Source organism: Acinetobacter sp. YH12072 (genome assembly GCF_013419565.1).
Lineage (GTDB): Bacteria > Pseudomonadota > Gammaproteobacteria > Pseudomonadales > Moraxellaceae > Acinetobacter.
In genome coordinates this window covers 12,254-33,420 of record NZ_VOZV01000014.1, presented here as the reverse complement: position 1 = coordinate 33,420, position 21,167 = coordinate 12,254, and the positions used below count along the sequence as shown (strand labels likewise).

At 42.4% G+C, this 21,167-nt stretch carries 21 protein-coding genes; 5 read left to right on the top strand and 16 right to left on the bottom strand.

Annotated features, from left to right (window positions below; all coding sequences use genetic code 11):
* Positions 1-9: 9 nt before the first annotated feature.
* Positions 10-744 (top strand): proteasome-type protease, encoded by a 735-nt coding sequence (locus FTU19_RS07780; RefSeq protein ID WP_004783888.1) that lies wholly within the window; start codon positions 10-12, stop codon positions 742-744.
* 114 nt (positions 745-858) lie between these two features.
* Positions 859-1,290 (top strand): BLUF domain-containing protein, encoded by a 432-nt coding sequence (locus FTU19_RS07775; RefSeq protein WP_179992463.1) that lies wholly within the window; start codon positions 859-861, stop codon positions 1,288-1,290.
* Positions 1,291-1,352: 62 nt separating this feature from the next.
* On the opposite strand, the gene alr is transcribed toward FTU19_RS07775, so the two are convergent.
* From alr to ppsA, 12 genes are all read right to left on the bottom strand, one after another.
* On the bottom strand, positions 1,353-2,423 hold the full coding sequence (gene alr / locus FTU19_RS07770) for an alanine racemase (RefSeq protein WP_180130613.1): 1,071 nt from the start codon (positions 2,421-2,423) through the stop codon (positions 1,353-1,355).
* A gap of 231 nt (positions 2,424-2,654) precedes the next feature.
* Positions 2,655-4,094: a replicative DNA helicase gene (gene dnaB, locus FTU19_RS07765; protein ID WP_004783882.1), complete on the bottom strand. Its 1,440-nt coding sequence runs from the start codon at positions 4,092-4,094 to the stop codon at positions 2,655-2,657.
* Between the two features lie 216 nt (positions 4,095-4,310).
* Complete coding sequence (gene rplI, locus FTU19_RS07760; protein ID WP_004783880.1) at positions 4,311-4,757, bottom strand: 50S ribosomal protein L9; 447 nt, start codon at positions 4,755-4,757, stop codon at positions 4,311-4,313.
* Between the two features lie 9 nt (positions 4,758-4,766).
* Positions 4,767-4,994 carry a 30S ribosomal protein S18 gene (gene rpsR / locus FTU19_RS07755; protein WP_004278792.1) on the bottom strand — a complete coding sequence of 76 codons (228 nt, stop codon included), beginning with the start codon at positions 4,992-4,994 and terminating at the stop codon, positions 4,767-4,769.
* A 12-nt stretch (positions 4,995-5,006) separates the two neighbouring features.
* Positions 5,007-5,393, bottom strand: coding sequence for a 30S ribosomal protein S6 (gene rpsF / locus FTU19_RS07750; RefSeq protein ID WP_004696436.1), 387 nt, complete (start codon positions 5,391-5,393; stop codon positions 5,007-5,009).
* Positions 5,394-5,677: 284 nt separating this feature from the next.
* Positions 5,678-6,556 carry a heme o synthase gene (gene cyoE / locus FTU19_RS07745; protein WP_166134971.1) on the bottom strand — a complete coding sequence of 293 codons (879 nt, stop codon included), beginning with the start codon at positions 6,554-6,556 and terminating at the stop codon, positions 5,678-5,680.
* Positions 6,557-6,566: 10 nt separating this feature from the next.
* Complete coding sequence (locus tag FTU19_RS07740; protein ID WP_171064814.1) at positions 6,567-6,896, bottom strand: cytochrome o ubiquinol oxidase subunit IV; 330 nt, start codon at positions 6,894-6,896, stop codon at positions 6,567-6,569.
* Positions 6,893-7,513 carry a cytochrome o ubiquinol oxidase subunit III gene (gene cyoC, locus FTU19_RS07735; RefSeq protein WP_166134969.1) on the bottom strand — a complete coding sequence of 207 codons (621 nt, stop codon included), beginning with the start codon at positions 7,511-7,513 and terminating at the stop codon, positions 6,893-6,895. The genes FTU19_RS07740 and cyoC overlap by 4 nt, the downstream gene beginning before the upstream one ends.
* Positions 7,514-7,517: 4 nt before the next feature.
* A complete protein-coding gene (cyoB, locus tag FTU19_RS07730) occupies positions 7,518-9,506 on the bottom strand; it encodes a cytochrome o ubiquinol oxidase subunit I (RefSeq protein WP_180130611.1) in 1,989 nt (662 codons plus the stop codon).
* A 3-nt stretch (positions 9,507-9,509) separates the two neighbouring features.
* Positions 9,510-10,586: a ubiquinol oxidase subunit II gene (cyoA, locus tag FTU19_RS07725; protein ID WP_180130608.1), complete on the bottom strand. Its 1,077-nt coding sequence runs from the start codon at positions 10,584-10,586 to the stop codon at positions 9,510-9,512.
* Between the two features lie 301 nt (positions 10,587-10,887).
* Positions 10,888-11,694, bottom strand: a complete 807-nt coding sequence (locus tag FTU19_RS07720; RefSeq protein WP_180130606.1) for an RDD family protein — start codon at positions 11,692-11,694, stop codon at positions 10,888-10,890.
* Positions 11,695-12,110: 416 nt separating this feature from the next.
* Positions 12,111-14,489 carry a phosphoenolpyruvate synthase gene (gene ppsA / locus FTU19_RS07715; RefSeq protein WP_004783865.1) on the bottom strand — a complete coding sequence of 793 codons (2,379 nt, stop codon included), beginning with the start codon at positions 14,487-14,489 and terminating at the stop codon, positions 12,111-12,113.
* Positions 14,490-14,643: 154 nt separating this feature from the next.
* Here ppsA and FTU19_RS07710 point away from each other — a divergent pair, with 154 nt between their 5' ends.
* Entirely contained in the window at positions 14,644-15,480 is an 837-nt protein-coding gene (locus tag FTU19_RS07710; RefSeq protein WP_166134959.1) for a pyruvate, water dikinase regulatory protein, read from the top strand.
* 243 nt (positions 15,481-15,723) lie between these two features.
* On the opposite strand, the gene FTU19_RS07705 is transcribed toward FTU19_RS07710, so the two are convergent.
* The 4 genes from FTU19_RS07705 to FTU19_RS07690 all read right to left on the bottom strand — a co-directional run bounded on the left by FTU19_RS07705 (position 15,724) and on the right by FTU19_RS07690 (position 18,855).
* The gene (locus FTU19_RS07705; RefSeq protein WP_180017546.1) at positions 15,724-16,287 is read right to left on the bottom strand and encodes a flavoprotein; all 564 of its coding nucleotides are present in this window, start codon (positions 16,285-16,287) and stop codon (positions 15,724-15,726) included.
* A 280-nt stretch (positions 16,288-16,567) separates the two neighbouring features.
* The gene (locus FTU19_RS07700; protein ID WP_004783860.1) at positions 16,568-17,572 is read right to left on the bottom strand and encodes an LLM class flavin-dependent oxidoreductase; all 1,005 of its coding nucleotides are present in this window, start codon (positions 17,570-17,572) and stop codon (positions 16,568-16,570) included.
* 155 nt (positions 17,573-17,727) lie between these two features.
* The gene (locus FTU19_RS07695) at positions 17,728-18,177 is read right to left on the bottom strand and encodes a hypothetical protein (protein ID WP_004783858.1); all 450 of its coding nucleotides are present in this window, start codon (positions 18,175-18,177) and stop codon (positions 17,728-17,730) included.
* Between the two features lie 249 nt (positions 18,178-18,426).
* Positions 18,427-18,855, bottom strand: a complete 429-nt coding sequence (locus FTU19_RS07690; protein ID WP_034171622.1) for a glycine zipper domain-containing protein — start codon at positions 18,853-18,855, stop codon at positions 18,427-18,429.
* 359 nt (positions 18,856-19,214) lie between these two features.
* On the opposite strand from FTU19_RS07690, the gene prfA reads away from it, so the two are divergent.
* The gene (gene prfA / locus FTU19_RS07685) at positions 19,215-20,303 is read left to right on the top strand and encodes a peptide chain release factor 1 (protein WP_004783856.1); all 1,089 of its coding nucleotides are present in this window, start codon (positions 19,215-19,217) and stop codon (positions 20,301-20,303) included.
* Positions 20,303-21,121: a peptide chain release factor N(5)-glutamine methyltransferase gene (gene prmC / locus FTU19_RS07680; protein ID WP_159123180.1), complete on the top strand. Its 819-nt coding sequence runs from the start codon at positions 20,303-20,305 to the stop codon at positions 21,119-21,121. Before prfA ends, prmC begins: the two co-directional genes overlap by 1 nt.
* Positions 21,122-21,167: the final 46 nt, after the last annotated feature.

The following is a 21,167-nucleotide window of genomic DNA, read 5'->3' as shown; positions in this document are numbered from 1 at the left end:
GGACAAAAAATGACGTATTGTTGTGCCCTTCGTTTAGAGCAAGGTATGCTATTTATCAGTGATACACGTACCAATGCTGGTGTGGATCACATTTCGGTATTTCGAAAATTATATACCTTTGGGGTAGATGGGGAGCGCGTTATCGTACTCCAGGCTTCCGGAAACCTGGCAACAACACAGGCGGTAATCGGACATATCAGAAATCAGCTGGAACTCAGGCAGGAACCGAATATCCTGAGTTTACCGACCATGTTTGATGTTGCGGAACTGGTGGGTAATACACTCAAAAAAGTGATTGCCAATGTCACGGATGATAGTTTAGAACAAAGTACTTACTATTGTAATTTCCTGGTCGGCGGCCAGATTAAAAATCAGGAAATGCAGCTCTATCATATCTACCCGCAAGGCAATTTTATTTGCGCGACACGAGATACGCCATATTTCCAGATTGGTGAAAGCAAATACGGTAAGCCGATTCTGGATCGTGCCTTGACCTATGATATGCCACTCGATGAAGCATTACGTTGTTCTTTGATTTCTTTTGCTTCTACCTTACGTTCAAATGTATCTGTCGGTATGCCACTGGATGTACTTGTCTATAAAAAAGACAGCTTAATGATGCCGAAAGGTAAACGTATTGCTGAAGACGATGAATATTTTACGGATATCAGTCGGCAATGGTCAGAAACTTTAAAGAAAGGCCTGGCTGAATTACCCACCCCATCGAATGATTATTTCTTATAATATTTATAGAAATAAAAATAAGTTTTTCTTATAAGAATTAGTAAAAATTGACTGCTTAGTGTACAGTGCTAACTTCTATACGATATTGCATAGATAAGAATAGAGGTTAGCCGCATGTACCAATTTTGTTACGCCAGTGAAAGTACCTCGTCCAAAGCCGACTTACTTCAAGATTTAACGGATATCCTTAAAGAAGCACATGATTTTAATCATTCTAATCAAATAACAGGGGTGCTTTATTTTGCTGATGGACATTTTTTCCAGTGCCTGGAAGGGGAATGTCTGGTTTTAAAAGCTTTACTGACAGAGAGACTGTCTAAAGATCCACGCCATAAAAATATTAAACTATTTGAAACCAAAGAGATTGAGCAGCGTACTTTTGGCGACTGGTCAATGAAATATATTTCTAAACGTAGTTCTATTCAACAATTCTGCCAAGAAATGGGATTTGAGGTTTTTACGCCTAATGATTTTAACCAGGAACAAGTAGATGCTTTATTATTTGAACTGTCATTAATCGAAAATGAAGAGCAAAAATCAGCTTGAATGCTGACAATATAAAAAAGCCCAACATGAGTTGGGCTTTTTTATTTTTAAATAGTTTTTCTTTAAACTAGTTTGCGTACCGGGCGGGCAGACATACGGCAAAGCAATTCATAACCAATGGTGCCATTGGCTTCAGCCACATCATCGACCAGACGGGATTTGCCCCATAGTTCGACTTCAGTACCCAATTCCAGATTGAGACCAGTTGCATCAATGGCAATCATGTCCATTGCCACACGGCCAATCACACGGGTTTGCTGACCATTAATCGCTACATGGTTCTGTTTTGGGAAAGCACGTGGATAACCGTCACCATAACCGATAGAAACAATGGCCAAGGTCATGTCTTTGTCAGCAGTAAAAGTTGAACCATAACCGACATGTTCACCAGGTTTGATATTATTCAATGCAATCACTTCAGCGGTAAAAGTCATGACTGGTTTTAGATCTAGATTATGTACAGTCTTGTCTGCAAATGGAGTCGCGCCGTAGAGCATGATGCCCGGACGAACAAAGTCAAAATGCAATTCTGGATATTTATAGATCGCAGCTGAGTTACAGCAAGAACCCATTAAAGGTGCGCAGTCATTCTTCACTTCCAAGAACTGCTGGATTTGCTGTTCATTGAGAGGATGTTCCGCATCAGCATTGGCAAAGTGCATCGCCAGCACGCAGGTAAAACCTTCTGCTTTTAATTGATTGATCACATTTTTAATCACATCAATTTTAAAACCAAGACGGTTCATACCGCTGTTGAGTTTTACCCAAACTTTTAGGCCTTTCGCAATATAGGCTTCTTTATTTGTCAGTAACCAGTCCAGTTGTGGCTGATGATGCACAATGACTTCAATATTCTGATCGATCACAACCTGCATTTCATCTGCAGAGAAAATGCCTTCGATTAGGGTAATGGGTTGCTGGTAGCCGAGTTCACGAATTTCCAGGGCTTCTTCCAGACAGGCGACACCAAAGGCATCACTATCTTTTAAGGCTGCTAAGCAGTCTTTAATTCCATGTCCGTAAGCATTGGCTTTGACCATGCTGACGATTTTAGCGGTTGGGGCAAGTTGTTTGACACGGTTTAAATTATATTGCAGTGCTTCACTGTCAATATAAACTGTAGCTTGGCGCACCCTAGATACTCCTGCGGGATGACAAAAATAATATCGTGTGGAACACACAAAACAGGGAGAGAAATAACAGGATTGTGAAAACAAAAGCGGTCATTTCAAAATTGTGAATATTGTAGACCTATCTACTATAAATGGACATGCTCATTTATATAATTTCATGCACAGCAAGCATTCTAAATAAAAAAGAGACCATTTCGGCCTCTTTTCTACACTCAGATCAAACTTGAATACTTACTCTTCATCATCATACTGGGCATAGAACTCAGGAGAGAGGTTACTGAAACGGGTATATTGACCTTCAAATGCCAGACGTACGGTACCAATTGGACCATTACGCTGTTTACCGATAATAATTTCGGCAGTGCCGGCTTCTTTCGATTCCTTATTATAAACCTCGTCACGGTAAATAAACATGATCAAGTCGGCATCCTGTTCGATCGCACCAGATTCACGAAGGTCAGACATCACCGGGCGTTTGTTGGGACGGTTTTCTAGAGAACGGTTCAACTGTGATAAGGCAATGACTGGACATTGCATCTCTTTGGCCAAGGCTTTTAAGCTTCGAGAAATTTCCGAGATCTCGCCTACACGGTTATCACCCATACCCGGTACTTTCATCAATTGAAGATAATCGACCATGATACAACCGAGCTTACCGCCATGCATTTTGGCAATACGACGCGCACGCGCACGAACCTCAGTCGGTGGTAGTGCAGAGGAATCATCGATATAAAGATGCTTTTCCTGTAAATGCACAATGGTACTAGTCACTTTTGACCATTCATCGCTGTCCATTTTACCAGCACGTAAGTGACCTTGATGTACACGGCCGAAAGAGGAAATCAAACGCATCGCAATCGAATCCGCTGGCATTTCCATCGAATAGACCAGCGCAGGAAGGTTGTTGTTAAACAGCACACTTTCGACCAGGTTCATGGCAAAGGTGGTTTTACCCATAGAGGGACGGGCTGCGACAATAATCAGGTCGCCAGCCTGCATACCGGAAGTTTTATTGTCCAGTTCCACGAAACCGGTGGTCAGACCGGTAATTGAACCTTCAAGCTGAGAAAGTTCATTTAGCTTATCGAATACGTCTGCGACAACGGTATTAATGGCTTTTGGGCCTTGAGCCTTGGCATTGTTATTATGTTGTTCGGCAATCGAGAAAATATTAGTTTCAGCCAGATCTAGAATTTCACTCACCGGACGGCCTTTAGTGTCATAGGCATTCTGTAAAATTTCAGAGCTGACCTTGATCATGCTACGTAAAGTAGAGAACTCTTTAATTTTGCCGGCATAGGTTTCCAGGTTATAGAAACTCGAAGGCGAATCAGCCATCAGCTGCATTAAATATTCTTCACCACCGACCGCATCGAGTAAGTTCTGCTTGATCAGCCAGTCATGAACCAGTACTGCATCATAAGGCGAGTTTTCTTTAGAAAGCTGTTCAATGGCACGGAAGATATATTTATGCCGGGTCGCATAAAAATCATTTTCGGTAAGTACATCGCCGACTTGTTCAAAAGATTCAGCCACAGTCATAAGGGCAGCAAGTACAGCCTGTTCAATCGCTAAATTGTGCGGGGGAGTACGGAACTCCTTAAGTTGGGTATCAGCAACAATTTCTGGTTTAGCGGTAGGTGCCTTTTTGCTGGCATTCGCCTGTGACATATAAATCCCTGATTTTAAATACAATGGTTAAATATTGTCGGAGATGAATAAGGTTTATTCACTACGAGATGAAATGATACGCGGTCTGATCCAAAATGCGAAGTGCAATTTTTTGTGAACGCGAAGAATAAATTGAATTTTCTACTGTTGAGCAGATTATATTTTTTAGAGATAAAAAAAGAGCATGCCAAAGCATGCCCTTTTTTCGGTGAGAAATTACTCAGCTACGATAGTAACCAGAACTTCTGCAGCAACATCATGGTGCAATTGGATTGCGATGTTGAATTCACCAGTGTTGCGAAGTGCGCCATTTGGAAGACGAACTTCAGCACGGTCAACTGTAAGACCAGCATTTGTCAACGCGTCAGCGATGTCACGAGTACCGATTGAACCGAACAGTTTACCTTCATCACCAGCTTTCGCAGTGATTACGATGTTTACTTCGTTCAATTGGTCAGCACGTGCTTGAGCAGCAGCTAATACTTCAGCTTCTTGTTTCTCAAGTTCAGCACGACGAGCTTCAAAAGCAGCAGTGTTAGCTTCAGTAGCTGCAACTGCTTTACCTTGAGGGATCAAGTAGTTACGGCCGTAACCAGCTTTAACTGAAACTTTATCACCAAGTTTACCAAGGTTTTTAATGCGTTGTAATAAGATAATATCCACAGCTCAACCTCACTTATGATTGTCAGTGTAAGGGATCAAAGACAAGTAGCGAGCTTGTTTGATAGCAAGTGCTAGCTGACGTTGGTAACGAGCTTTAGTACCTGTAATACGGCTAGGAACAATCTTGCCGTTTTCAGTGATGTACTGTTTTAAAGTGTCGATATCTTTGTAGTCGATGTACGTAACGTTCTCAGCTGTAAAGCGGCAGAACTTGCGACGACGGTAAAAACGTGCCATGTTAGGTTCTCCTTATGCTTCAGCAGAGTCTTGAGCTTGTTGTGCTTCTTCACGTTGAGCTTTACGCGCACGTTTTTCTTCAGCACTCTTAGCCAATAGTGACTCTTCAGTGATAGCGTTTTCACGACGGATGATAAGGCTACGAATGATTGCATCGTTATAACGGAACAATTCTTCTAGCTCATCAAGAGTAGTTTGACCACACTCAACATTCATCAGAATGTAGTGAGCTTTGTGGATCTTGTTGATTGGGTAAGCCAATTGACGACGGCCCCAGTCTTCAAGACGGTGGATTTGACCTTCAGCTTCTTTGATGTGAGTCAGGTAACGTTCTACCATACCCACAACTTGATCGCTTTGGTCTGGATGTACCAATAGTACGATTTCGTAGTGACGCATTGTCAGCTCCTTACGGTTTAAACAGCCCCAATTTAAGTGAAATTGAAGCAAGGAGTCACAACCTTGGTTGTGTCGCATAATATGCGAAGCGTGAAGTTTAGTGGTTTTGGGGCTGAAATACAAGCAAATCTTGCCAGATGATGAATGTTTGAGCACGTATGGAAACAAATAAAAAATTTACAAGAGTTAAGTTTCTAAAGGAAACAAAGTTACTTTAAGTAAGCTCGGAAGGGATTATGTATTTAGTAGAAGAAATAAAAAAGATAGAGTAAAACTCTATCTTCTTAAAAAAATATGATTGGATTCTGCGGGGCGGTAGAAGTAAAACTGAAAATAATACTGATCACGGTAATTAGTTTGACCGAGAACATGAAATACTGTTTTGCCCATGCCTGATCATCTTCAGCTTTAAAGCCCTGAATACTGAGATAGATCCAGTAAAGCGTCATCAGATTTAATACCACCAGATAGATCCAGTTTGCATAACCATAAACAAATAAAGCATTCATGGTAATTCCGAACAATATCACGTAGATCAAAGATTCGATCTTGGTACGTCGAATTGAACGGGCGACAGGCAGAATTGGAATGCCTGCATTTTTGTAATCTTCAAAACGATAGACTGCAATTCCCCATGAATGGGGCATTTGCCAGAGTGCATACCCTAGAAAAATTAAAAGGGCACCCAGGTCAAACTGGCTTGCAACTGCGGTATAACCGATCACAGGCGGTGCTGCACCAGAAATACTGCCTACCAGTGTTTGGTGAATAGTTGTTCGTTTTGTCCATAAGCTGTAAAAACCAACGTATACGACAAAACCAATAACTGCGAATAGGAAAGCGTATGCATTTACCCAGAACCATAAAATGCCAAAACCGATCACACCCAGTACAAAAGCAAAGGTGAGAGCAACAGGTACAGAAATAGTTTTTTTGACAAGTGCGCGATTTTGCGTGCGCTGCATTTTTTGGTCGATGTCCTGATCAATAACGTTATTGACCACGCATCCTGATGCCACTACGAGAGTAGTACCAATAAGAGTAAGAAGCAGGAGAAGGAAATCTACAGAACCTTGAGTGGCTACGAAGTAGCCACCCAAAGTGGTAACAAAGTTACCGAAGAGAATTCCTGGCTTAGTCAGGAATAAATACTTTTTCAGCATGACAACCAGTTTAGATCATCATGTTGTAGTGTAGGTAGTTCATGATCCATACAGAACCCACTAAAAGAATAGCGATGGTTAAGATGGTATACACAAATGCAATTACGTTCCAGCGTTGCTCTGAAGAAGAGTTCATGTGCAAGAAGTAAATTAATTGCACAAGAATCTGAGCGACTGCAGTAATTGCAATAGCAGTAATCAAGATACCGCGGCTAAAACCACCTGCCATGACCATACCGAATGGAATTACAGTAAGGACAACAGACAGGATGAAGCCAACAGTATATTGCTTCATGTTACCGTGTGATTCGCCAGCAGCGTTATGATCATGACTCATTATAGAACTCCCATCAAGTAAACTACGCTGAATACACAGATCCATACGATGTCAAGGAAGTGCCAGAACAAGCTTAGGCACGCAAGACGACGAGTGTTAGGCAGAGTCAAACCATATTTCTTGATTTGAATCATTAACACGATCATCCATACCAAACCTGAAGTCACGTGGATACCGTGCGTACCTACCAGCGTAAAGAACGAAGACAGGAACGCAGAAGTGCTAGGGCCATGACCAGCATGAACTAAATGATTGAACTCATAAAGTTCCATACCGATGAAGGCAGCACCAAATAACCAAGTGATCGCTAACCAGGTAAGAACCTGACTAACGTTTTTCTTGTAGGCAGCTAGAACGGCAAAACCAAAAGTTACGGAAGAGATCAAGAGGGCAAACGTTTCAGTTAAAACGAAGCCTAATGAATCACCAAACAGATCACGCGCGCTTGGAGTGCCTAATGGAACGTGGCTACTTAAAACAGCGAATGCAATGAAGAGTGTACCGAAAAGGATAAGGTCACTCATCAAGTAAGTCCAGAAACCAAAGACAGTGATGTCAGTATCATCGTGATGATGATGCTCATCGTGTCCGTGGTTATCGTGATGAAGTACTTCAGCCATGGTCTTAGTCCTTCTTCAAGTGTTTTTCAAGGATCGCATAACGTTCACCTTCAATACGCTCAACTTCAGCAGCAGGAACATAGTAATCCACTTTCTTGGTGAAAGAAGACACGATGAAGCTGATGATAGCTGCTACGAAAGTAACCGCTACTAACCACCAGATGTGCCAGATTAACGCGAAGCCCATAACAGTAATGAACATTGCGATAATGAAACCAGCAGCACGGTTAGTCGGCATATGGATATCTTCGTACTTCGTAGGTTTTGCATAAGCAACACCGTTTTCTTTCTCGACCCAGAAAGTATCAATACCATTGATCTTTGGAAGATGAGCAAAGTTATAGAACGGAGCAGGAGAAGATGTAGCCCATTCAAGCGTACGACCATCCCATGGATCGCCAGTCAAATCTAGACGTTGATCGCGTTGTAGGAAACCAACAACGATTTGCATGATGAAACATACAATACCAAGTGCAACTAGAACAGCACCGAACATTGCGATGTTTACATACGGATCCCAGTCTGGGTTATCAAATGTATTCAGACGACGAGTCATACCCATGAAACCAAGGATATAAAGTGGCATGAATGCAAAGTAGAAACCAAAGAACCAGAACCAGAATGCTGCTTTACCCCAAGTCTCATTCAATCTCCAACCGAACATTTTCGGCCAGTAGAAGATGATACCCGCGAACATCGCGAATACTACACCACCAATAATTACGTTATGGAAGTGAGCGATCAGGAATAAAGAGTTGTGTACCAGGAAGTCCGCTGGTGGAACTGCCATCAATACACCTGTTAAACCACCGATACCAAAAGTCACAAGGAAGCCAAGTGTCCATAGCATTGGGGTAGTGTAAACGATACGACCCTTGTACATGGTGAACAACCAAGAGAAGATTTTCACACCAGTAGGAATCGCAATAATCATGGTCATGATACCGAAGAACGCGTTAACGTTGGCACCTGCACCCATGGTAAAGAAGTGGTGAACCCATACAACGAATGACAATACTGTAATTGCAACTGTTGCATACACCATTGATTTGTAACCGAACAACGCTTTACGAGCGAAAGTCGATACAACTTCAGAGTAAATACCAAATGCTGGCAATACCAGAATGTATACTTCTGGGTGACCCCAAGTCCAAATCAAGTTCACATAAAGCATTGGGCTACCGCCTAGCTCGTTTGTGAAGAAGTGGAAGCCGAAGTAACGGTCAAGAGACAGCATTGCAATAGTAGCAGTCAACACTGGGAATGCTGCGATAATCAATACTGCTGTACATAAAGATGTCCAGGTAAAGATTGGCATTTCCATCAGTTTCATGCCAGGCGCACGCATTTTGATGATGGTAACGAAGAAGTTAACACCCGTTAATAGCGTACCCAGACCTGAAATCTGCAGTGCCCAGATGTAGTAATCCACACCGACGCCAGGAGAGTATTCAATGCCTGATAGTGGAGGATAAGCCATCCAACCAGTCGCAGCGAATTCACCAATCGCAAGTGAAGCCATCATCAGACCCGCAGCACCAGCGAACAGCCAGAAGCTTAAAGAGTTCAATAATGGGAATGCAACGTCACGTGCACCGATTTGAAGCGGTACAGAGATGTTCATTAAGCCAACAACAAGACCCATTGCCACGAAGAAGATCATGATCACACCGTGTGCGGTGAAGATCTGGTCATAGTGTTCTGGGTGCAAGTAGCCTTCGCCGCCACCTTTTGCAAGGAACTGCTGAAGACGCATCATAATCGCATCGGCGAAACCACGTACCAGCATGATCACTGATACAAAGATATACATGATACCAATTTTTTTATGGTCTACAGATGTGAACCATTCGTTCCACAGGTAGCCCCATTTTTTGAAGTAGGTAATACCTGCAACAACTGCGATACCACCTAAGATCATCATTGCAACAGTAACCAATACGATTGGATCGTACGGAATTGCATCTGGACCTAACTTACCTAAGAAGCTCATGAATTATTCTCCTTGAGAAGCAGTCGCATGTTCAACATCTACATGTGCTTCAGAAGCAGCTGCTTCCTGGTGAGCAACAGAAGACGCTGAGTGATCAGCACCGTGATAGTTACTCATGTAGTGATTGATCACAGATTCAAACAAACCTTGCTCAACAGAAGAGTAGTAAGTCACTGGATGTGGCTTAGTTGGGTAAGGCTTCATTGCTTCAGCAGCAGCCTTCTCTTCAGGAGTCGTAGCTTTTGCAATAATCGCTTCGATTTGGTGTTTACCACGGTTACCGTCACGCAAGCTTGCAAATTCAGCTTGGTCTAAAACAGTTTTTTGAACTGCTTCTGGATTTACTGAAGTACCGTTACCTGCTTTAACTGCAGCTACCCATTCAGCAAACTGAGCATCAGTCACAGCATGTGCACGGAAGCGCATTTGTGAGAAGCCATAGCCTGAATAGTTAGAAGAGAAACCGCGGTAGCCTTCAGCTGGGCTAGTTTCGTCTGCCATTAAGTTCAGGTGAGTTTGCATACCCGCCATTGCATAGATCTGACCACTTAACGCAGGGATGAAGAATGAGTTCATCGTGAAGTTAGAAGTCAAACGAAGACTTACCGGAGTTTTCTCTGGGAAGCGAATTTCGTTTACAGTCGCAATGTTTTGTTCTGGGTAGATGAAGATCCATTTGAACTGTTCAGCAATAACCTGAACTGTTAATGGTGCTTTATCTGCCTCAAGTGGGCGGTATGGGTCGTACTTGTGGGAACCCCACCAAGTTAACCAAGCTAAAATACCAATAATAATGACAGGGATACCCCAAACTACAATTTCAATCGCAGTAGAGTGTGCCCATGTAGGTTTATAGTCTGCGTCTTTATTCGATGCGCGATATTTCCAACCGAACCATAATGCCATGATAATTGATGGAATTACCACCAATAGCATTAAGTAAATCGCAGTCATCATCAGGCTACTTTGGCCTTCAGCAACTGGACCCTTAGAGTTCAGAAGTACTAGATCACCACCACACCCTGTTAAAAGTGCAGCCATCGTTGATAAAGACAATACAGCTAAAATCGTTTGTCTCATTTTACAACCTCGGTGAAGAGTCCCATTCCCTAATTTAATATGGGATAGCGATTAAAGTGTCGCATGATAAAAGAGGCCGTTTTTTTACAAAACACCCTTCTAATCATAATACACCGCTACGTTGTAGGGCATTATGCCTGATATTGCCAAACTAAGCTATATATAAAGGTGCTTTAAATGACTGTAATAAAAACCGATTTTGTTGGTCAGGTTTCAAGAATATTTATAGGAATTTTATTGTAATTTCAAAGTTATGTAGGAAAATGGGATGCCAAAACATCCCATTTTATGGCAGAACTAATTATTGTTTAACGACTTGGGTTTTTGCCAGTTTATCGTGCACGGTTTGACGTTTTTGCCCTAAACCGAACGCCCAGTCAATGATGGTGCTGAGTGGCATGAAGATAATATTCAGGAAAATAAAGAATACACTGCGAATAGTGAAGGCGCGCATCAAGCTGGTTTTTTCACCAGTCTCGGCATCTACGATCTTAATTTTAGTCAGTTTTTTACCGATACTTTGACCCGATTTGGCAATCAGAAAGGCCTGAATAGCGAGCATGATCACCAGGTAAATTGCAGTCGCAATCCATGCCTGTTGTGAAAACATGTCAAACATCTGAGTTTGTAGTTGCTGTGCCAGAGCATGGTCAGCGTCACTACTTAACATCACATTCATAAACTCCTGGTTCAGTTGTGCAAACTGGGTTTCCTGTTCAGGAGTAAAAAATGCGGTCAAAATAAACGTCGCAGGCAGCCATAAAAGCAGATCCACAATCTTGGCTAAAATACGGCTTGGAATACTCGCCAGTTCTTTTTTTGCTGCAACATTTTGAGAACTGCGGGCACGAAGATGGTCTGTACTTGACTCATTTGTGTTCTGTGGAGCCTGATAGACTGGTGTCGCTGGCGTTTCTGGTGCTACATAGCCTTCAGGCTGATAGATCAGTTTCCCTTGGGTGAGTTCACCTAAAGCTTTCCATTCGGTCATACCTTGATGCCAAGCCAAATCAGTCAGAAGTACCTGTTGGTTGGCAAGCATCTGATTTAATTGCTCGAGCGTATATGGGCCAGCTTGTTGATTATTTCGTGCCAAGTAAATCTGCATATAAACTGAATCTCAAAAATATAAATTTAGACAAAAATTGAACTAGGAGTTTAAGTATTTTCAGGCTGAAAACAAATAAAAGAATATAAGTGTAATATATGGATAAGTTTAGGATTTTCAAGAATGTTCATCACCAAATTCCTCCATAATTGAGACAGTGTAGCAAGGATTGATGATTTTGCTATCAAGATGTGAAAATTCACTTAAATTTAATTATGCAATTTTTTCTCATGCTGTTTGTTGGTATTTGTTTGTCATTACACTAATAAGCTTATGCTTATGTAGATGATTGGATTTCAGTTAAATCAAAAATATATGATTGATCACTTAACTATAAATGTGATTAAGACAATATCTAGGTAATATTGAGAACATAAAAAAAGACCCTATGAAAGGGTCTTTTTTTATAGAGCGAATTAAGCCTTTTGAGCTTTCTCTTCAGACAGGAAGAACCAGGTATCCAATACTGAGTCTGGGTTAAGAGATACAGATTCAATACCTTGTTCCATCAGCCATTGTGCAAGATCTGGGTGGTCAGAAGGACCTTGGCCACAGATACCTACATATTTGCCTGCTTTACGGCAAGCATGGATGGCCATAGAAAGAAGCGCTTTTACTGCTGGATCACGTTCATCAAACAAGTGAGAAACAATACCAGAGTCACGGTCCAGACCAAGTGTTAATTGAGTCAAGTCGTTTGAACCGATAGAGAAACCATCGAAGTGTTCAAGGAACTGTTCAGCTAACAAAGCGTTAGTTGGCAATTCACACATCATGATCACTTTAAGACCATTTTCACCACGTTTCAGACCGTTTTGACCTAATAGCTCAATAACACGTTTAGCTTCAGCAACAGTACGTACGAACGGGATCATGATTTGAACATTAGTCAGGCCCATTTCGTCACGAACTTTTTTCAGTGCACGGCATTCAAGTTCGAAGCAGTCACGGAAGTTGTCAGATACATAACGGCTTGCACCACGGAAGCCCAACATTGGGTTTTCTTCTTCAGGTTCGTACAGTTTACCGCCGATCAGGTTAGCGTATTCGTTTGACTTGAAGTCAGACATACGTACGATCACTGGTTTGTCAGCGAACGCAGCAGCAAGAGTAGAGATACCTTCAACCAGTTTTTCTACATAGAATTCGATTGGAGATGCATAACCTGCAGTACGGGCAAGTACAGCAGCACGAGTTTCACGTGGCAGACTATCGATGTTCAATAGGGCTTTAGGATGCACACCGATCATACGGTTGATGATGAACTCTAGACGAGCAAGACCAATACCTTCGTTCGGAATTTGCGCGAAGTCAAATGCACGATCCGGGTTACCTACGTTCATCATGATTTTGAACGGAAGTTTTGGCATAGATTCGATAGAGTTGGTTTGGATTTCGAAATCCAATGCACCTTCGTAGATGAAACCAGTATCACCTTCAGCACAAGATACAGTTACTTCCTGACCGTCAACCAGGACTTCGGTTGCATTACCACAACCTACGATAGCTGGAACACCAAGCTCACGTGCAATGATTGCAGCGTGACAAGTACGACCACCACGGTTAGTTACAATCGCAGCAGCACGTTTCATTACTGGTTCCCAATCCGGGTCAGTCATATCAGATACAAGTACATCACCGTCTTGTACTTTGTCCATTTCTTTAATTGAAGTTACGATGCGGACTTTACCAGAACCGATACGTTGACCGATTGAACGGCCTTCACAGATTACAGTACCACGTTGTTTTAACAGGTAGCGTTCCATCGTGCCGACATTTTCACGGCTCTTCACAGTTTCAGGACGCGCCTGAACGATGTAGATTTTGCCGTCATCACCGTCTTTCGCCCACTCGATGTCCATTGGAGAACCGTAGTGGTTTTCAATGATCAGTGCTTGCTTAGCCAATTCTTGCAGTTCATGATCGTTCAATGCAAATTGTTGACGATCCGCTTTTTCTACATCAACTACAACAACTGATTTACCCGCAGCGGCTTCTTCACCATAAATCATTTTCTGGTGTTTAGAACCTAAGTTACGGCGCAGTACAGCGTGTTTGCCTGCATTTAGAAGCGGTTTTGAAATATAGAATTCATCCGGGTTTACTGCACCCTGAACTACCATTTCACCCAAGCCATAAGAAGCTGTAATGAATACTGCATCACGGAAGCCTGATTCAGTATCTAGAGTGAACATTACACCAGCAGCACCAGTTTCTGAGCGAACCATACGTTGTACGCCTGCAGAAAGAGCAACCACGTCATGCGCAAAGTTTTGGTGTACACGGTAAGAGATCGCGCGGTCATTGTACAAAGATGCAAACACTTCTTTGATCGCGATCAGAACGTTATCGATACCACGAATGTTCAGGAAGGTTTCTTGCTGACCTGCGAAAGAAGCATCAGGTAAGTCTTCTGCAGTCGCAGATGAGCGAACGGCAACCGCGATGTCAGGGTTGCCGTTTGAAAGTTCTGCAAAAGCTGCACGAATTTCCTTTTCCAGTTCAGCAGTAAGTGGAGTTTCCACAATCCATTGACGAATCTTTGCACCAGTTTCAGCAAGTGCATTGACGTCATCAACGTTAAGTGCAGCAAGCTCTGCATTGATTTTAGCGTTTAGGCCACTTTGCTCGAGAAATTCACGATAAGCAGCAGCTGTTGTTGCGAAGCCACCTGGTACTGATACACCAGCATTAGATAAGTGGCTGATCATTTCGCCCAGAGATGAGTTTTTCCCACCTACAAGCTCAACATCGTGCTTCCCTAATTTTTCTAGACCAATTACGCGCGCTTCCAAAGTTGTTACTCCACTTTTGCAGTATTAATCACTATCTTGGCATGAGAGTATAGCAAATCTTCTAGGTTTTTGATTTTACTAAGCGACAGTCATGTAAGATCGGTTTACTATAAAGATTATATAGTACTAAGACAAATGTTTGAGGAGAATTTTAATGTCAGAAGGTAAACAAATTCAGCGGAGTGTGTTTTTTATTTCCGATGGTACTGCCATTACTGCTGAAACCCTTGGCCACTCACTGTTAGCGCAGTTTCCGCATGTGGATTTTGACATTCATATTATCCCTTATATTAGCTCTGAAGAAGCGGCCATGAATGTGGTCACAGAGATCAATGAACGTGCCCAAAAAGACGGTCAAAAACCTTTGGTTTTCGATACATTGGTGGATCCCTATGTGCGTGAAATTATTAATACTGCAAATGCAGTAAATCTTGATGTTTTTGAAGGGCTTATCAGTAAATTATCAGAAGAGCTTGGTACTGAACCTACGACTTTAGTCGGTCAGACCCATGCGGTGACCGATTCTGAGTCTTATAAGGCACGTATTGATGCCGTACATTTTGCGCTCGACAATGATGATGGTGCGCGTACGCGTCACTATGATAAGGCTGATCTGATCCTGATTGGCGTATCGCGTTCCGGTAAGACTCCAACCTCAATTTATTTGTCTCTGCAATTTGGAATTCGTGTAGCGAACTATCCGCTAACTGAAGAAGATCTGGACGATAACCGCCTGCCAGCAGTGCTAAGACCGCATAAAAACAAGCTTTTTGGCTTGATGATTGATGCAGAACGTTTGGTTGCAATTCGTACAGAACGTAAGGCCAACAGCCGTTATGCCAGCTTTAGCCAGTGTCAGATGGAACTGCGTGCAATTGAAGGCATCTATATTTCGGAAGGGATAAAGTACCTGAATGTTTCGGAAATGTCGATTGAAGAAATCTCAACGCGTGTCTTACAGATGACAGGACTAAAACGTCGAATTGGCTAAAAAGAATTCAGAGCCAGACTTCAGTTTGGCTCTGATTTATAGATAAAAATTAATAAAAATACTGCTTTCATAGAAATAAAATATGAATATTATAAGTTGTTGAAATATTCAATATTTTAATAAAAAATGTAGTGATTGTTTTTTAAACTTTTTTGCTATTCAATGAAATCAAAAATTCAATTTTGCAGAGCTAAATTTTTCCAAATACACTCCGAATTTTTAATCTTATGTGCTAAAAACAGATTAACTTGCTGATTGAAAAGTATGCACAATTAGCTCAACCTGATGTTCATCTCCATTAATACAATGAATACTATTTTCGGAAATTTTTGCAATAGGCCAGGTAATCAGCTGGCAATTTTCACGTTGCAGAGCAGCATAATAGTGATCTGATTTAAGATAAACTTTGGATGCGGCTGCAAGATTTGGCATGAGCTGGCGTCTGAGCCATAAATTTTGTACCTGATTTTCTAGATAACGTAATGATAAAATGCTTTTAATGCGGTTATTAAATAGGCGTCGATTTTTAATGATTAAGGGGTGATTTAATAACCGCTGCAAACCACGTTCAGTACCTGGCAATACAAATTGCGGATTAATCTGAAAAACTTTTACTGAGTGAGCTTGCTGGCTAATCTTGTTGAGCTGGCTTACGGTAAATTGATCCGTACCGATAATCGCAATATCTTTTCCGGCACAGTCAAGTTCAGCGAGCTGGGAAGAGGGCATTTTAATGCCAGTAAAATGCTGGAAATTTTCGGGACGATTCTCAAATATACCCGTGTGTGCATCCTGCTTGGTAGACATTGTTTTTCCTTGAAATTATTTAATAATTGGTCTTATTTGCTTTGTTATAGATATTAACAAAAGCCCTAGAGCGGTAAAGTTCAAAATTTAACTTAGACAGTCATTCTTTTTTCTATTGTATTTTTAATGAGACATAGATGTATTAAAGCGCAGGAGATCCATCTTAGACATGGATTTATCTATTTGGAGACTTAAAATTTTCAAACAAAGTTTTAAAAAATATACCCATTCCTAAGAGTGGGTATATAGATCAGAATAAATTAGGCAAAGCAAGACAGCATTATTGCCCGTTTTTGATCTGCATCAGCAATTCAAAATTATGCAGACGTTTCTCTGTGTCATAGATGTCACAGGTGAAGATAAACTCATCTACATCATATTTTGCTATGAGTGCTTCCAAACCGGCTTTAACAGTTTCTTTGGAACCCACTTGCGCCATGGCAAAGAAATTGTCGACAGACATTTTTTCAGGTGGTGACCAGAGTCCTTCCATAGAATCAATCGGCGCTTTCAATTTCAGGCTTTGACCGCGAATCAGGGCAAGGACACGCTGGTAAGCACTTGTTGCCAGATATTCAGCTTCTTCATCTGTATCTGCGACACAAGTCGGTACGCCCATAGAAACATAAGGACGATCCAGATATTCAGACGGTTCGAAATTGTCCCGATACAATTGAATCGCTTGACCAAGCATCCGCGGAGCAAAGTGAGATGCAAAAGAATAGGGTAGACCGAGTTTTGCTGCCAGTTGTGCACTAAACAGGCTGGAACCTAATAACCACACAGGTACGTGTGTGCTTTGGCCTGGAGTCGCCACAATGCGTTGGCCTGGAATCGGATCTTTAAAGTATTGCAGAATTTCTAAAACATCCTGCGGGAACTGATCTTCAGTTTCCTGGCGGCCACGACGCAAAGCACGCATGGTCATTTGATCGGTACCCGGAGCACGACCCAGTCCCAGTTCAATACGATCTGGATATAAAGTCGCTAACGTACCGAATTGCTCTGCTACTACAAGTGGAGCGTGGTTTGGCAACATAATGCCGCCAGAACCAAGTTTGATGCTATTAGTATTTGCCAGTAAATAGCCTAAGAGAACGGCAGTCGCTGAGCTGGCAATACCATCCATATTATGATGCTCGGCCAGCCACATCCGGCTATAACCTAGACGTTCTGCGGTCTGGGCCAATTCCAACGCATGTTGCAGGGAGAATTGAATGGTCTTATCGTCACGAACTGGAACCAGTTCGAGAATAGAGAACTGGGTATCGGTAAGCGTACGCATAATATTACTCTTGAATAAACATGACTAAGAGCATACGACTTTGCATTGTATTTGTATATCGAAAAAAATCGATATATATGTAAACCAAAATAACAGGCAAAAAAATAAGCATCCGAAGATGCTTATTCAAGGAGGAAAAGTGATTAGAGGAAATCTTAGCGACGGTGGTTATAACGGTAGTTGCTAGTACGATAGTTTTTTGAACTATAGCGACGGTCATAACGGTCATCATAACGACGGTCTTCGCTGACTTTTTTACCAAGGGCAGAACCACCAGCAGAACCTAATGCAGCACCAATTAAGCCGCCATTAGAACCCGCCATGTTTTTACCTACGGCATAACCGGCACCACCACCTAAAGCACCGCCGATAATCGCACCATTACGGTCACGTTTATTCGCTGCTACTGCGGCACCAGCACCACCGCCAATCGCAGAACCGATTGTTGCACCAGTTGTACCACCCATTTTATTGCCCACTGCGGCACCAACGACACCACCCAAAGCAGAAGCTAAAGCCGTATTCGTTGTATTTCCGGCATTGGCGGCTGTCATACCCATGGCTGAGGTTGCTACGACAGCGATCATTAGAGATTTGTAATTCATGAGTACACCTTTTATATATCTAGCTGTATTTGTTGATGAGATAAATTTAATCTAGCAACCGTCAAATAGCATGGAGGCAGTGTTGGCGAATTGTGATTTTTATCTCCTTAATTTATTCATGATCTAGTTCTGATAATTTGATGTATTACATGAATTTGGATGTGTTGAACATACAATAAAAAAAGCACCCAAACAGGTGCTTTTAATGTTAAATGTAGCGTCGAATTTAAAGAGCCTAAGGGCAAGAAATTAACGGTGACGTTTTTTCCAGTGTTTAGCACGATTCGCTTTGGCACGATCGGCTGCTTTATCTTTAGAAATTTTATTACCTAATGCTGCACCACCCGCAGCACCGAGTGCTGAACCGATATAGCCGCCATTAGAACCGCCCATGTTTTTACCTACGGTATAACCAGCACCACCACCTAAAGCACCACCAATTGCAGATGAGGTACGGTTTTTCTTGTTACTTGCAACAGCAGCACCACCTGCACCACCTAATGCAGCACCAATTGTTGCGCCAGTGTTGCCCCCCATGTTTTTGCCCAGTGCAGTACCAGCAACGCTACCTAAAGCACTTGCTGCTGCCACACGTGCAGTACTGTCTGCATGCGCACTCACTGTCATCATTGAGCCAGCAGCCATTGCAGCACTCAGTAAAATTGCATTGAGTTTCATGTTGTAACTCCGTGTCCCTGATAGGACTTTCATATGTTAGTGTGTTTCGACGCAGAAAATGTAACAAATCATGCCCAAAAGAATGTGAAGATCTACCTCCATATTTAATGTGTTTATTTGCCAATTTGTAAAATGAGAAATAAATAAGGATCGAATTGAGCAGAAAAAATCCAAAACTGAAGATTTTATTTATATTTGTTAACAAATGGCGGTGACATCGCTGCATCTAAGCAATGACTTACTGAATAATGATGTTCATTGACCCAGAGAATCGTTAAACTAGGCGCAATTTTTTGATTTCGCTGTGCTAAATCACTGTTTAGTTTAGTCACAGCCTTATGTTTGAGATTTTTTAGAAAATGAAAGAATCGTTACGTTTACGATTAGACCAACTCTCTGACCGTCATGAAGAACTGACTGCGTTATTGGCAGATGTTGAAGTGATTTCGGACAACAAGCGTTTTCGCCAGTTATCACGTGAGCATAATGATTTAACCGAGATTACCAGCGTTTGGACCAAGTACAAACAGGCTGAAGAAGATATTGAAACTGCGCAAGCCATGCTGTCTGATCCTGACTTTAAGGAAATGGCGCAGGAAGAGATTAAGGAAAATAAAGCCCTGATCGAACAGCTTGAGGCTGATTTGAATATCCTGATGATTCCAAAAGATCCGAATGATGCCAACTCTGCTTATTTGGAAATCCGTGCCGGAACCGGTGGTGATGAAGCGGCAATCTTCTCGGGTGATTTATTCCGTATGTATAGCAAATATGCGGAATCTCAAGGTTGGCGTATTGAAATCCTGTCTGAAAATGAAGGTGAGCATGGTGGCTATAAAGAAGTCATCTGCCTGGTGAATGGTGAAGGGGTATATGGTCGCCTGAAATTTGAAAGTGGAGCACACCGTGTACAACGTGTGCCTGCGACAGAATCGCAAGGTCGTGTACATACTTCAGCGTGTACGGTAGCAATTCTTCCAGAAGTGGATGTAGATACTTCAGTCGACATTAACCCGGCTGACTTGCGTATCGATACTTACCGTGCATCAGGTGCCGGTGGTCAGCACATTAACAAAACTGACTCTGCGGTGCGTATTACGCACATTCCAACCGGTACTGTGGTGGAATGTCAGGATGAACGTTCACAGCATAAAAACAAAGCCAAAGCGATGGCCTTACTGGTTTCACGTCTGGAAAATGCCAAACGTGCCGCAGCAGATGCAGCGACTTCTGAAATGCGCCGTGACCTGGTCGGTTCGGGTGACCGTTCAGAACGTATTCGCACCTATAACTATCCACAAGGTCGTATGACCGATCACCGTATTAACCTGACTTTATATAAGCTGGATGCCGTGATGGAAGGTGATCTGACTGAGCTATTAGACAGTCTGCATCGTGAATATCAGGCCGATCAGTTGGCCATGCTTGCACAGCAGAATGGTGGCTAATGAACATTCAAGAAGCACTGGCTTTACGTGGTGAACCTGAAAGTTATGAACGTCAGGAAAATGCCTGGCTGTTGGAACACATTACCAAGATTGATGCTTTTGATCTGGTAATGAAAAAAGACCAGCAGTTAACGCCTGAACAGGAACAGGCCTATGTCGAAAGCCTGGCGAGGATTGCTGCAGGTGAGCCATTGGCTTATGTCACAGGTTCACAACCGTTCTGGACTTTGGATCTAAAAGTCACTAAAGATACGCTAGTACCACGGCCGGATACCGAAGTGCTGGTCGAAACAGTCCTGAAATTAGACCTGCCGGAAGATGCACGAATTGTTGACTTGGGAACTGGTACCGGTGCCATTGCCTTGTCACTGGCGTCTGAGCGCCCGAACTGGTCTGTTACCGCTTCGGATATTTATGAACCCACACTGGAAGTTGCGAAATATAATGCGGAACAGCATGATTTAGATCAGGTGCAGTTTGTGCTTGGTTCCTGGCTAAAACCATTTGGTCGGCAGTTCTTTGATGCGATTGTATCTAATCCACCGTATATTGATGCAGACGATGAGCATATGCCAGATCTGGCGACTGAGCCGGAACGTGCGCTGGTTTCAGACAAAAATGGTCTGGCTGATATTGAGATGATTATTCAGCAAGCCAAAAAACATCTGACCGTAAATGGCTGGGTTGTGCTTGAGCACGGCTATGATCAGGGCGATGCGGTCCGCCATCTGTTTACTCAAGCTGGCTATAAACAGGTCCGTACAGTGAAAGATTATGGCGGAAATGACCGGGTAACTTTAGGTCAGTGGCCACATTAATTTTTAAAGCTTGATTTAATAAAAAAGCGACCTGGATAGGTCGCTT